Below are 13,136 nucleotides of genomic sequence, written 5' to 3' on the forward strand. Positions count from 1 at the left end.
TTATCGACCCTCAAACCCTTTCGACCCTCCTAAGTCCTCCCTGCCAGGGAGGATTCCAAAGGGCCCGCCCTCTGGACACCGGAACTAGCGTGGGAGACACGACTTGCGCTTGATGCACGGCGTCGTGCGGGGAGTCGCTTACGTCCCTGCGGGACACGCTATACGTCGTTGCCCTTGATGTCCTTACGGGACATGCTTGAACTCTGCAACCAAATACTGTTGTCCCCAGCAGGACAAGCTTTGCTTGCTAATACCCTTCTACATCCCGACAGTTCTTACGCCTTAGGTAAAGCGTGTCCCAGAGGGACGAAAGCGGCTGGGAGCACGACAAGTGCACGGTGCTCATGTCGTGCCGCCAACGCCAATTCCGGTGTCCAGAGGGTGGAACCCTTTGGAATCCTCCCTGGAGGGAGGACTTAGGAGGGTCGATTCTCTCACTCTGAGCGGAGCTCCAGCAAGGCGTCGCGGAGCTCGGCGGCGCGTTCGAATTGGAGGTTCTTGGCTGCGTCCTTCATCTCTGCCTCTAGGCGGGTGATGAGCGACTGGCGGTCCTTCTTGGTCATCTTGGATGCGCCCACGCCGGTTAGATAGTCTGCCTTCTCCTCGGCCACCTTCGTGGCCTCGATGACTTCGTGAATTCTCTTCCGAATCGTCTGAGGAGTAATACCATGCTTCTCGTTGTAGGCGAGCTGAATGGTGCGACGGCGCTCCGTCTCCTTCATCGCCCGGTCCATAGAGTCCGTTACCTTGTCTCCATACATGATGACACGGCCCTCGCTGTTACGCGCTGCACGACCAATCGTCTGGATGAGGGAACGGTCAGAACGCAGGAAGCCCTCCTTGTCGGCATCTAGTATGGCTACCAGAGACACTTCGGGTAAGTCAAGACCTTCCCGCAGCAAGTTAATGCCAACGAGGACATGGAAGGCGCCTAGTCGGAGATCACGGAGAATAGCCATCCGCTCCAGCGTCTTAATGTCGGAGTGGAGATAACGAACCTTAATTCCGACTTCCTTCATATAATCCGTTAAGTCCTCAGCCATCTTCTTCGTCAGCGTCGTGACGAGGACACGCTCGTCCTTCGTAATGCGGTCACGAATCTCACCGAGCAGATCATCGATCTGGCCCTTGGTCGGACGAAGCTCGATAATAGGATCAATAAGACCAGTTGGGCGGATGATTTGCTGCGTCATGACTGGGCAATTTTCCAACTCGAACGGGCCTGGGGTAGCCGATACATAGACGAGCTGATTCGTCTTCGCCTCGAACTCCTCGAAGCGAAGCGGCCGGTTGTCCATCGCAGATGGGAGCCGGAAGCCATGGTTGACGAGCATCTCCTTCCGCGCACGGTCACCGTTGAACATAGCCCGAATCTGCGGAAGCGATACGTGCGACTCGTCAATGACGACCAGCATGTCGTCCGGGAAGAAATCAAGCAGCGTATAAGGAGTTGACCCCCGCTCGCGGAAGGTTAGCGGACCAGAATAGTTCTCAATGCCGGAGCAGAAGCCCATCTCCTGCATCATCTCGATATCATAGCGAGTCCGCTGCTCGAGACGCTGTGCCTCCAGCAGCTTGCCATTGTCGCGCAGCTCGGCTAGCCGCTCTTCCAATTCTCTCTCAATATTAACGATAGCAATCTTCATCTTGTCTTCATGGGTCACGAAGTGAGACGCCGGGAAGATGGAGACGTGGTCGCGCTGACCGACAATCTCGCCGGTTACGACTTCAATCTCGGTAATTCGCTCAATCTCATCACCGAACAGCTCGATTCGAATCGCCCGCTCGTTGTTGGCTACAGGGAAGATCTCGATGCTGTCACCGCGCACGCGGAACGTACCCCGGGTGAACGCAATGTCATTGCGTTGATATTGAATGTCGACTAGCTTATGAAGGATCGCATCGCGCGACTTCTCCATGCCGACTCTAAGCGACAGCACAAGGCTGCTATACTCGGACGGCGAGCCGAGACCGTATATACAGGATACACTCGCAACAATAATGACATCTCGTCTCTCGAACAAGGCACTGGTAGCGGAGTGACGGAGCTTATCGATCTCGTCGTTGATGGAGGAATCCTTCTCGATGAACGTATCGGTTGAAGGGATGTAAGCTTCCGGCTGATAGTAATCATAATAACTGACGAAGTATTCCACAGCATTATCGGGGAAAAACTCCTTGAACTCGCTGCACAGCTGAGCTGCCAGCGTCTTATTGTGCGCAATGACCAGGGTTGGTCGATTGACCTGCGCAATGACATTGGCAACGGTGTAGGTCTTCCCTGTCCCCGTCGCCCCCAGCAGCGTCTGATGCCGCTTACCCTCCTTAAGACCTTGAACTAACTCCTTAATCGCAGCCGGCTGATCGCCTTGCGGCGTATAGGGTGACTTCAATTCGAATGGCCGGTCCATCATCTTCAATTCTTCCATGCTTAACATCCACCTCACTTCATCTTCTATCGTTCTTCTAACGTTCATCTATTCTGTATTTGACTAATCTGTATATGAATAAAGACCTATTCACAGGTATGCCCAAATCTCCCGATAAAATAGGGTGTGGCTTGAAATTAGATAAGAATATGTGTTCCCGTCATATTATAACGTTTTGTCAACCCTGTTGCAATGATGGAAGGGGATAAAAAAACGGTAAAATGCTGGGTGACAAGGAAAGCAGGAGCGGACAGAAATGGACATTATCACGATTATTGGCATACTAGCAGGCTTGCTCGCGCTCATTGGCGGATTTCTATGGGAGGGCGGAGAGCTGTCAGGCTTGTATGAGAAAACAGCCATTCTCATCGTGTTCGGAGGTACCTTCGCAGCCGTTGCGGTCAGCTTCCCTTACTCCAGGTTGAAAAAAATACCAAGCGCCATCAAGTATGCCTTCAGCAAAGAAGAATCCCATTCAAGAGAGATTATCGAGAAGCTTGTAGACTTCTCCACCATCGCAAGGCGTGGCGGGGTGCTGGCACTGGAGAAGGAGGCCGGCGAGCAGGATAACCGGTTCCTGAAGGAAGGTCTGATGATGGTCGTGGACGGCACTGATCCTGAGCTGACACGTGAGATTATGGAGCTGGAGATGGATGCGGTCGAGGGGAAGTATGGGGGTCATGCGAGGATTTTCGAAGCGGCTGGGGGGTATGCTCCTACTATGGGTATCATTGGAACCGTCATGGGGCTGATTAAGGTGCTGAGCAACCTCGCTGACCCGGGCTCGCTTGGGCATTCCATTGCGATCGCGTTCACGGCAACCTTGTACGGAGTAGTCAGCGCGAACCTCATCTACCTCCCTCTTGCTTCCAAGATTAAGGCTAGGGTGAAGGACGAGGTGCAGACGATGGAGCTGATGATGATTGGCATACTAGCCATTCAGGCCGGCGAGAGCCCCCAGGTCATTCGCAAAAAGCTGTCCGCCTTCATCTTGCTGGATGATGGGGATGCCGCAGCGTCGAGTGGTGCAGATGGTGAGCGTGCTGGGCGTGCGGCTAGAGTGAAGAAGGTGGCTGAACGTGCGACGTAGAACGAGGCGGGCGAAGACGGTGTCAGCCGATAACCATGAACGCTGGCTCATTACGTATGCGGATCTGATAACCCTGCTCATGATCTTCTTCGTCGTGCTGTATGCGATGAGCCAGCTTGATGTGAAGAAGTATGATGTACTCGCTCAGTCTCTTCAATTCGAATTCCGCCAAGCGGATTCCGTGCTGGAGCAGGGCTCTGGTGTGCTGGGGGCTCAGGACTCGGCGAAGGCTCCGGAGGCTGGTGCGGATGAGGATGGGAAGAAGGAGCTGGATGCAGCTTCGGGTCAAGGCGTGGATGGGAATAAGGAGCATGCAGCCGCTGCCCTGTCTCGTGAACATCAGCAGGAGCAGGAGCTGCAGCATTTGTTGAAGTTCATTCAGAGCTACATAGGTGAGCACGGTCTGGAGAAGCAGGTGTTCGTTGATGATCGGCCAAGAGGTGTGACGATTCGGCTGAGCGACAGGTTCCTCTTTGACCTTGGGCGGGCGGACTTGAAGACGGAGGCTGAGCCGATACTGGTGAAGCTCTCCTCCCTGTTCAAGGATATCGGGCACACGATAAGTATTGAGGGGCATACGGATAACCTGCCGATTCCGCCAGGCGGCGAGTTCCGAGATAATTGGGGACTGTCGGCGGCGCGATCGTTGTCGGTGCTGAGGTACTTCATTGATACGTCGAAGCTGGCTCCGAGCCAGTTCGAGATCGCCGGATACGGAGACACGCGGCCGGTTGAGCCGAATACGACGGAAGCCGGGCGGCAGAAGAATCGTCGGGTGGAGATTACGGTGCTGCGAGCGGCGGGTGGGAAGTAGACGACTGGTTGAAAATAATAGACCGTCCTGTGGTTGAACCACGGGACGGTCTTTTTTGGGGGGTTGTAGGCTAACGAGCTGGGTTCGTTGGGCGGGTAGGGTGGTTCGCTTCGCGCGATGCAGCATCGCATTATGATGCTATTGCGCTGGGCTGGCCACTTCGGATGGCTGCAGCATCACATTGTGATGCTATAGCTCAAAACTAACCTCCCCAGGACGCTGCAGCATCACATTGTGATGCTATAGCCCAAAACTAACCTCTCCAGGACGCTGCAGCATCATATTGTGATGCTATAGCCCAAAACTAACCTCCCCTGAACGCTGCAGCATCATATTGTGATTCTATAGCTCAAAACTAACCTCTCCAGGACGCTGCAGCATCACAATGTGATGCTATAGCTCAAAACTAACCTCCCCTGAACGCTGCAGCGCCAGAATCTGGCGCTATTGCGCTCGGCGAGCCGCTTCGCGCGCTTGCAGCGCCAGAATCTGGCGCTATTGCGCTCGGCGAGCCGCTTCGCGAGCCTGCAGCGCCAGATTTTGGCGCTATTGCGCTCAGCGAGCCGCTTCGCGAGCCTGCAGCGCCAGATTCTGGCGCTATTGCGCTCCCCGAGCCGCTCCGCTGGCCGCGCGGCGAGTCGCTTCGCTCAGCTGGCGGTTCACCCGCCAACCGTAGGAGCGCCCGGGCCGCCGCCGCGGCGGTTGGAGGTGCGGGAGGCGCGGAGCAGGGAGAACAGTGACGCGTGTCCGGATACCGCATAGTAGTTCGCCTGCTCGTCCGGGGACAGGATGACGCCGAGCTGGTGGTGCTCGCCTGCATAACGAGCGCGCGACACGAACTTCAGCTGCCCCTCAAGGTTGTAGACCTCGAGCTTAGAGAACGCCGAGTTCACTTGAAGCGCATCATGCAGGCTCTCCTTGCTGCGAACCTTCTGCCCGTTCACCTTGTGCATAATCTCTCCAGGCACAAGGCCCATCGCCTCTGCCGGCGTGCCGGGAACGATGCCGAGGATGCGCAGGCCCCGCTCATCATTCACATAGAATGGAGTGCTCTGCGCTTCCTTGCGCATGCTGAGCCATACCATCCCCTCATGCAGCATGAGGGCTACAACAGCCGCAGCCGGCAGCAGCACCGGCTGCCACCAAGCAAGCAGAGCCGCGCCAGCCAGGATCACGCTGTACACAACCAGCCCCTTCGCGGCATGCCGAGCCTTATCCTTCGGCAGCATCGAGCGAGTCAGCTCGCTGAACCCAATAATCATCGGCAGAGCGATGATTGACCAGCCCTGCGACCAATCGGGGCCGAAGAGCGGCGTCCAAGGAAGCGCAGCCGTGCTGCCGCCTTCCATAGGTACAAGCATCAGGAGCGGCACAGGCCAGAAGCCCTGCAGCATGTAGCCGCCAACCAACTTGCCGCGCTTGCCCTCGAGGAACAGCGGAGTCGCCAGCTTGTCCCCCTGCCTAGCCACGAGCAGCGCCTCAGCGAGATGGAGGACAGCGACGAGCATCAGCAGCCCTGCAACGTCAAGCCCATCCAGAGATGCGAACAGCCTTCCCAGCCAGTCCCCCCGCTCCGCCAAGCTCGTGAAGCCGAAGCCCCATTGCATGAGCCCCAGCAGCCCTGCGCTGTAAGCGAAGCAGAGATAACGGATGCGCAGCAGCATGAGCACCGCTGCTGTCGACCATAGCCAGATGACCGCCGACCCGCTCAAGGCAGAGCCGAGGAAGATCCCCGCCACGCTTAAGAACACTCCGACAGCAAGTCCAGCAATCAGTGTGCGCACGAGCAGCCTCGGCCAGATGTGAAGCCTTACGTGGAACAGCTGCCTCTCGAGACGTGTCTGCCGCGTATACTGCAATATAATGAACAATACCGCTATATAATAGAAGGGTTGTGCTAACAGTCCTAATGCCGCATGGCCCGCCATGCGGAGCAGTTCAAGTCCAGCTTCCAAGTCATCCACTCCCATGTCATTCATTCATCTTCAAGCTTCTCCGCCGCCAAGGACAGGAACCTCACACTCATCTTCCCAAAATAAAAGGTTGACCCTGCTCAAAACAGAGTCAACCTTCTACGTATTCGACAAAACTCTAAATTTTCCTGCTGATCTCGTCAATCGCCTTCCGAAGCTGAACATCATTGCGGTCATCCTGCAGCCACTTCACGACAGCCTTCTCAATCGCTTCACCCGTCTTGCGATCCACCGAACCTGTTGCCGGCAGCCCATGCTCCTGCTGGAACGCCCCCACCGCTTCCACCGTTGCGGCGCTGAAGTAACCGTCCGTCCGGCCCGGCTTGTAGCCGAGTCCGGCGAGCATCGTCTGCAGACTCTTCACCTGGTCGCCAAGCATGTCCTGCTTCAGCTCCTTCTCCATCGACAGCCTCGCGACTGTGTAGAGCGGACTAGGAGGAACCGCGATATTCGGCTTGATGCCCTTCTCATGAATCCAGTTGCCGGCTGGGGTGAGCCACTTGGCTATGGTCATCTTCACCAGGCTGCCGTCCCCAAGTGTCTTGTTGTAGCTGACCTGCACCGTGCCCTTGCCGAAGGAATTCTCCCCGATCAGCACCGCTCCAGCCGACTCTTGCAGAGCACCCGCCAGAATCTCTGATGCGCTCGCGCTTCCCTTGTTAATTAGCACGGCCAGCGGATAAGGCTTGCCGCCCCCTTGCGACCGCGTCTCTTCCCGGTTCCCTTCGCGATCCTCGACCTGAACAATCTTCTTCCCCTTCGGTACAAAATGCTGCGAAATCTCAATTACAACCGGCAGTATGCCGCCCGGATCATTCCGCACATCGAGGACGAGACCCTTCATCCCTTCCTTCTCCAGCTTCGCCAGCTCTTCCTTGAACCTCTCCGCCGTATGGAGGGAGAACTGCCTGATCTCGATGACGCCCACGCCGTCTTCCCGAAGCTTGGCATAGACGGTCTCGACGTCGATATCGTCGCGGACCACGAGCAGCTGAATCGGCTGTGCGGCGCTGCCTCTCACAATCTGCAGCTTCGCCTTCGTCCCCTTCGGACCGCGAATCTTGCCAACCGCTTCGTTCAAGCTAAGTCCTGCCAGCGGCGTCCCGTTAACGGAGACAACCACATCCTTGGCCAGCAGTCCTGCACGCTCAGCCGGAGATCCCTTAATCGCCGAGACGATGACCACCTTGCCATCCTCCATCGTTACTTCCGCACCGATGCCGGTGAAGGAGCCTTCAATGGACTGGGAGAAGTGCTCCGCCGTATCGCCTTCCATATAGACGGAATAAGGATCATCGAGTGAAGCCAGCATTCCGCTAATCGCACCGTCGACCACTCCCTCCCGGTCTACCTCGCGGAAGAACTTCGTCTCAATGAGATCCATGACGGCATCCAGCTTCTTCTCTTCTTCCTTCGCAAGACCGCCTCCTTCACCTGCACCATCGGCAAGAGCCGAGAGCGAAGCACGCGCGCCCCCTGCCTTGCCGCCGGGCATGATGAACAGATCAGCTAATGTCAATGTGACGAGCACCGAAGCAATCATCGTCATTAAGAGAAGCGCGAGGACCGTTCGTCCCTTCATCACCATGCGCTGCACCACCATTCTTCAAGGTTGTTCCCAAAAGTTAACCGTCCTAGTATATGACAAGCGGTTGCCAATTATTTACGGAGGTTGTCTCACTGCGAGGACAACGACCATAAAAATAAGGGCAGCCACGCGGCTGCCTCTTATCTCCTATGATGGATAAATGATTATCCTATAATGTCCAGTCCGTCTACTTCAGGTAGCCGCTCGGATTAACCGGCGTCTCATTCTTCCTTACTTCGAAGTGCAGATGCGGTCCTGTCGAGTTGCCTGTGCTTCCTACTTCAGCAATCTTCTGGCCGCGCTTCACCGTCTCTCCTTCGGATACCTCCAGGCCGCCGTTGCGAATATGACCGTACAGCGTCCACATTCCGTTCCCGTGGTCAATGATGACGACATTGCCATAGCCTGAATTCCAACCCGAGACGAGCACGACACCCGCTTCCGCGGCAACGATGGTTGTCCCTTGCGGAGCGGCAAAGTCCATCCCCGCATGCAGCTTATACTTCCCGCTTACCGGATTCGTCCGCATACCGAAGCTCGAGCTGACACGGTACTTGCCCTTAATCGGAATGCCCAGCTTCCCGCCGCCGGTGTAATAGTTCTTGAAGCGATTCTTCTCCCGCTCCAGCTTGGATACCTTCTTCGCCAGGTCGACGAGCAGCTGCTCCTGCTCTTCGCTGATCTCCTCGAGCTCTTCCATCTCCTTATCGTAGCTGGCGATCATCGCTTCCTTCTGCTTCTCCTTCGCTTCGAGAGCGTCCTGACTCTGCTGCAGCTTCTTGTACATCTTCTTCACATCCGTCAGCTGCGAGGTAACCTCTGCCTGCTTCTGAACGACCGTCTCCTTGTCCTTCCTATGCTGCTCCAGTATCTCATGATCCTGATTCAGAATAGACTGCAGCGAATCGAAGCGATCGAGGAAGTCTGAGAAGCTGTTCGCGCTTAGCAGCACATCCATATAGGAGACGAACCCATTCGTGTACATGAGCCGAATACGGTCCTGCATCACTTGATCCCTCGACTCAATCCGCTTCTGCGCATCCTCCAGCTCTTGGCCGGTCTGCAGCAGCTTCTTCTCCGTCTTCTTCACCTCTTGCTGCACCTTGTTCATCTCTTCGCCGACTTGATTGACCTCGGCCATAATCTTCTTAATATCTTCAGCCGCCGCCTGCTTCTGAACGACGATCTCCTCTGACTTCTTCTCCGCATCGCTCGCATCATGCTTAGCCTGATTCATCTGATCGCGAACGTTCTTAAGCTCCTTGTTAATCTGCTGCAGCGAGGACGCCGCCTCTCCGCTGACCGGATGAAGCACGAATACAGCAAGCACAACCATAGCAAGAGCAAGTACCGCCTTCTTCACCTTACCCATCACCTACACCTTCAAGTATTTGCGAATTGATAACGTGCTTCCCCATATGCCGATGAGCGTGCCGAGCGCGATGAGCAGGGAACCAACGAGCAGCCCGGCTTCCTTGACGCTGACCAGCTTCAGGATGAGAGCAAGCCTTGCCTGTGTGAGCTGCACGAGCTGATCGTAACCGAACAGGATAACCGCAACCGTGAACAACGAGCTTAACAGCCCAATGAGCGCACCCTCTATGAAAAAAGGCCACCGAATAAACGAGTTCGTCGCGCCAACCAGCTTCATAATGCCAATCTCGCGCCGTCTGGCGATAATGGTCATCTTAATCGTGTTGGAGATGAGGAACATCGCCGTCACGGCAAGTCCAGCAACCATGACGAGTCCTACGTTCCTCATAATGTCGGTTATCTTGAACATGACCTCTACCGGTCCTTGTCCGTATCTCACCTTAGAGATGGGCTGAGCCGGGTCTGCCAGATTAATCTCTTCTATCTTCTTCGCAACATCACCCACTGTTACCGGATCATAGACACGAACGGTATAGGTGAATGGGAGCGGATTGTCATCCTTATAGTCCTCGAGCAGCATCTCGCCGTCCTTGCCGAGCGATTCCTGCAGGTTCCTCAGCGCTTCTTCCTTCGTCACCAGTATAATCTCGGCTACTTCAGGCATATTGCCAATCTGATTCTTCAGCTCATTCATCTTCGCTTCCTCTACATCGAGCTGCAGATACACCTTAATCTCAACCTTGCTCTCCACCTGGGAAGCCAGATTGTTCACATTAATAGCAAGCAGCAGGAACACGCCAAGAATGAACAGGGAGATGAAGATCGAGCTCATCGACGCGAAGGACATCCAGCCGTTCCGAATAATATTGCGAAGGCCTTCGCGAATATGGCGCGATATCGTTCTAAGCTTCATAGCCGTACTCCCCTCTTGCCTGGTCACGCACGATATTGCCGTTCTCTATCGCGATGACGCGCTTGCGCATGGAGTTGACGATCTCCCGGTTATGAGTTGCCATCACGATGGTCGAGCCGCGGAAGTTGATCTCCTCGAGCAGATTCATAATGCCCCATGACGTCTCCGGATCCAGGTTACCGGTCGGCTCATCCGCCACGATGACGGCCGGGTTGTTCACGATCGCACGGGCAATCGACACCCGCTGCTGCTCGCCCCCGGACAGCTGAGCCGGATAGGAGGCGTGCTTGCTCTTCAGTCCGACGAGGTCAAGCACCTCCATCGTCCGCTTCTTGATGACCCGCTTGGGCGCCTCGATGACTTCCATCGCGAAGGCGACATTTTCGAACACGGTGAGCTTGGGAAGCAGTCTGAAGTCTTGGAAAATAACCCCGATATTCCGCCTCACATAAGGAATCTTGTGCGCCTTCAGCTTGCCAATATTGAATCCGTTCACGGATATCTGCCCCTTGGTCGGCACTTCCTCCCGGTAGATCAGCTTCATGAACGTCGACTTGCCCGCTCCTGATGGTCCTACGAGATAGACAAATTCATTGCGATCTATGCGAACAGACACCCCGCTTAAGGCGTGAGTTCCGTCGGTGTACGTCTTCCAAATATCTTGCATTTCTATCACATTATCACATCCTGTTAATAGTCAGCTTTACATGTTCGACACGATGGGCATGATTTCCTCCATAAAGGGGAGGAATTCTGCATTTTTCACAATTCTCATGGGGAGTTGCGGGTGAAAAAGGGGTGGTGCGACGACATGATCCGACAATTGGTTCGTACGAGAAATGACGAATGACATCGGTGGCGTAGAGGAGCAAGCTGTTGCATATACATGTAGGACGTTGAATCCTTCGGGGAAAGGTGGTCATTCCATTGAAGCGTCTGCATGTTGTGCTTATTGTTGTGTTCTCCCTCCTGCTGATTGCCTCGACCGGCTGGGGGCTGCTCTGGATCTATGCGACGCAGGACAATGTTCCTGGGGAGGTTAGTGTGGACGGCATTGCGCTCGGAGAGATGAAGATTGACGAGGCTCTTGGCGTCGTTGATCAGTACGAGAAGGCGCTGCTGGCACGTCAGGTGCTTGTGAAGGTGCAGAATGCGGCGGGCGAGGAGCATGGCTGGGCAGTGCAGGAGCTGGGCTATGCCGTGCAGCTGGACGAGGTGCGTGATGCGCTGGTGCAGCTGAGATTGGGCGGATTATGGGAGCGCGCTAAGTACCGGTACGAGCTGTCTCCGAGGGAGTATCTCTCTGTGCAGAGCTGGGATCGTTCGGTATTCGATGCCGCTGTGAAGAAGCAATGGGGCTGGATTGATCTGAACGAGCCGGAGAATGCCACTCGGACGATTACGGATGAGGATAAGGTAGTGTATATGAAGCATACGGATGCCTATCGGATCGATACGGGGGGATTGTTCGCTGCGGTGCAGAAGTGGGCGGTCCTGGAGGCGCGCGGGGACGGATTGGATGTGGATCCGAGCCTCGAGACGGAGCTTCCAGTGAAGCTGGTATCGCCGGAAGTGACGCTGGAGCGGCTGAAGGCGGAGGGCATCGAGCGGAAGATTACGGAGTTCACGACTGACTTCTCCTCGAGCGCGGCAGGGCGCGCCTATAATGTGAGCTCCACGGCGAGGATGCTGAACGACTGGCATCTCGCTCCGGATGAGGTGTTCGACTATGGGAAGCTCGTCCGGATGACGGAGGAAGAGTACGGCTATCGGGAAGCGCCGGTCATCCTGAACGGCAAGCTGGTGCCTGGCGTCGGAGGCGGCATCTGCCAGGTGTCGAGCACGCTGTACAATGCGGTGCTGCTTGCTGGGCTCGATATTGTAGAGCGGCGCAATCACTCGCTGCCGGTGGCGTATCTGCCCAAGGGGCAGGATGCGACGTTCGCGAGCGGCGCGATCAACTTCCGCTGGCGGAACTCGACAGGGAAGCACTTGATCGTTAGGACCGTCGTCAGCGGCGGGAAGCTGACGGTGAAGCTGTTCGGCACGATGCCGAAGAATGAGGCGTACGAGGTGGAGTCTGTGACGGTGAAGACGATTGAGCCGTCAGTGAAGGAGGTCGCGAGCGGGGCGCTGCCCGCGGGGCAGAAGCGGGTGGCCGAGCAAGGCAAGGCCGGGTATGTGGTGGAGACCTACCGCACCCTCGTGCGGGACGGTGTGAAGGTGAAGCGTGAGCGGGTATCCCGCGACACGTACAAGGCGCAGCCGACCGTCGTCGAGGTCGGCTCGGGCACTGCAGCGCCAGGCGCGACGCCGTCGCCAGCGCCGGCACCGGCGGAGCCGGTGGAGCCGCTGCTCGAGGACGGCATCGGCGGCGGGGCTTAGGCGCCGCCGGCCCGGGCGCGGCAGCGCGGGGCGCGGCAGCGCGGGGCGCGGGGCGCGGCAGCGCGGGGCGCGGCACTTAACGAGGAAAATCCTCGTTAAACCCTCCTATCGCCTACCGCCAGACCGACTTAATACGGATAATCCGTGCTAAAGTGTCTCCGCTCCTCCAACTAGCTAGCTTCTTGGGGAATTAACGAGGAGAATCCTCGTTAAACCCTCCTATCGACTACGACAAGACCGACTTAACACGGATAATCCGTGCTAAAGTGTCTCCGCTCCTCCAACTAGCTAGCTTCTTGGGGAATTAACGAGGAGAATCCTCATTAAACCCTCCTATCGCCTACCGCCAGACCGACTTAACACGGATAATCCGTGCTAAAGTGTCTCCGCTCCTCCAACCAACTAGCTTCTTGGGGAATTAACGAGGAGAATCCTCGTTAAACCCTCCTATCGCCTACCGCCAGACCGACTTAACACGGATAATCCGTGCTAAAGTGTCTCCACTCCTCCAACTAGCTAGCTTCTTGGGGAATTAACGAGGAGAATCCTCGTTAAACCCTCCTATCGCCT

General features: G+C 56.1%; 10 protein-coding genes. 3 read left to right on the forward strand and 7 right to left on the reverse strand.

All coding sequences use genetic code 11. From position 1 onward, the window contains the following. Positions 1 to 434 precede the first annotated feature (434 nt). Positions 435 to 2,429, reverse strand: a complete 1,995-nt coding sequence (uvrB, locus tag ACFO9Q_RS04615) for an excinuclease ABC subunit UvrB (protein ID WP_379179205.1) — start codon at positions 2,427 to 2,429, stop codon at positions 435 to 437. A gap of 256 nt (positions 2,430 to 2,685) precedes the next feature. Here uvrB and ACFO9Q_RS04620 point away from each other — a divergent pair, with 256 nt between their 5' ends. Beyond that, positions 2,686 to 3,519 (forward strand): flagellar motor protein, encoded by an 834-nt coding sequence (locus tag ACFO9Q_RS04620; RefSeq protein ID WP_379179207.1) that lies wholly within the window; start codon positions 2,686 to 2,688, stop codon positions 3,517 to 3,519. Then, positions 3,503 to 4,333 (forward strand): flagellar motor protein MotB, encoded by an 831-nt coding sequence (locus ACFO9Q_RS04625; RefSeq protein WP_379179223.1) that lies wholly within the window; start codon positions 3,503 to 3,505, stop codon positions 4,331 to 4,333. The genes ACFO9Q_RS04620 and ACFO9Q_RS04625 overlap by 17 nt, the downstream gene beginning before the upstream one ends. A 406-nt stretch (positions 4,334 to 4,739) precedes the next feature. On the opposite strand, the gene ACFO9Q_RS04630 is transcribed toward ACFO9Q_RS04625, so the two are convergent. The 6 genes from ACFO9Q_RS04630 to ftsE form a co-directional block, all read right to left on the reverse strand. Then, entirely contained in the window at positions 4,740 to 5,003 is a 264-nt protein-coding gene (locus ACFO9Q_RS04630) for a hypothetical protein (RefSeq protein ID WP_379179209.1), read from the reverse strand. Further along, on the reverse strand, positions 4,993 to 6,312 hold the full coding sequence (locus ACFO9Q_RS04635) for a PDZ domain-containing protein (protein WP_379179211.1): 1,320 nt from the start codon (positions 6,310 to 6,312) through the stop codon (positions 4,993 to 4,995). Before ACFO9Q_RS04635 ends, ACFO9Q_RS04630 begins: the two co-directional genes overlap by 11 nt. Before the next feature lie 112 nt (positions 6,313 to 6,424). Beyond that, complete coding sequence (locus ACFO9Q_RS04640; protein WP_379179213.1) at positions 6,425 to 7,894, reverse strand: S41 family peptidase; 1,470 nt, start codon at positions 7,892 to 7,894, stop codon at positions 6,425 to 6,427. Between the two features lie 187 nt (positions 7,895 to 8,081). Next, positions 8,082 to 9,266: a murein hydrolase activator EnvC family protein gene (locus ACFO9Q_RS04645; protein ID WP_379179215.1), complete on the reverse strand. Its 1,185-nt coding sequence runs from the start codon at positions 9,264 to 9,266 to the stop codon at positions 8,082 to 8,084. A 3-nt stretch (positions 9,267 to 9,269) separates the two neighbouring features. Then, positions 9,270 to 10,181 (reverse strand): permease-like cell division protein FtsX, encoded by a 912-nt coding sequence (gene ftsX / locus ACFO9Q_RS04650; RefSeq protein ID WP_379179217.1) that lies wholly within the window; start codon positions 10,179 to 10,181, stop codon positions 9,270 to 9,272. After that, positions 10,171 to 10,857, reverse strand: coding sequence for a cell division ATP-binding protein FtsE (gene ftsE, locus ACFO9Q_RS04655; RefSeq protein ID WP_379179219.1), 687 nt, complete (start codon positions 10,855 to 10,857; stop codon positions 10,171 to 10,173). Before ftsE ends, ftsX begins: the two co-directional genes overlap by 11 nt. 251 nt (positions 10,858 to 11,108) lie before the next feature. Here ftsE and ACFO9Q_RS04660 point away from each other — a divergent pair, with 251 nt between their 5' ends. Beyond that, on the forward strand, positions 11,109 to 12,566 hold the full coding sequence (locus tag ACFO9Q_RS04660) for a VanW family protein (protein WP_379179221.1): 1,458 nt from the start codon (positions 11,109 to 11,111) through the stop codon (positions 12,564 to 12,566). Positions 12,567 to 13,136: the final 570 nt, after the last annotated feature.

The organism is Paenibacillus sp. GCM10023252 (genome assembly GCF_042653305.1).
GTDB lineage: Bacteria > Bacillota > Bacilli > Paenibacillales > Paenibacillaceae > Pristimantibacillus.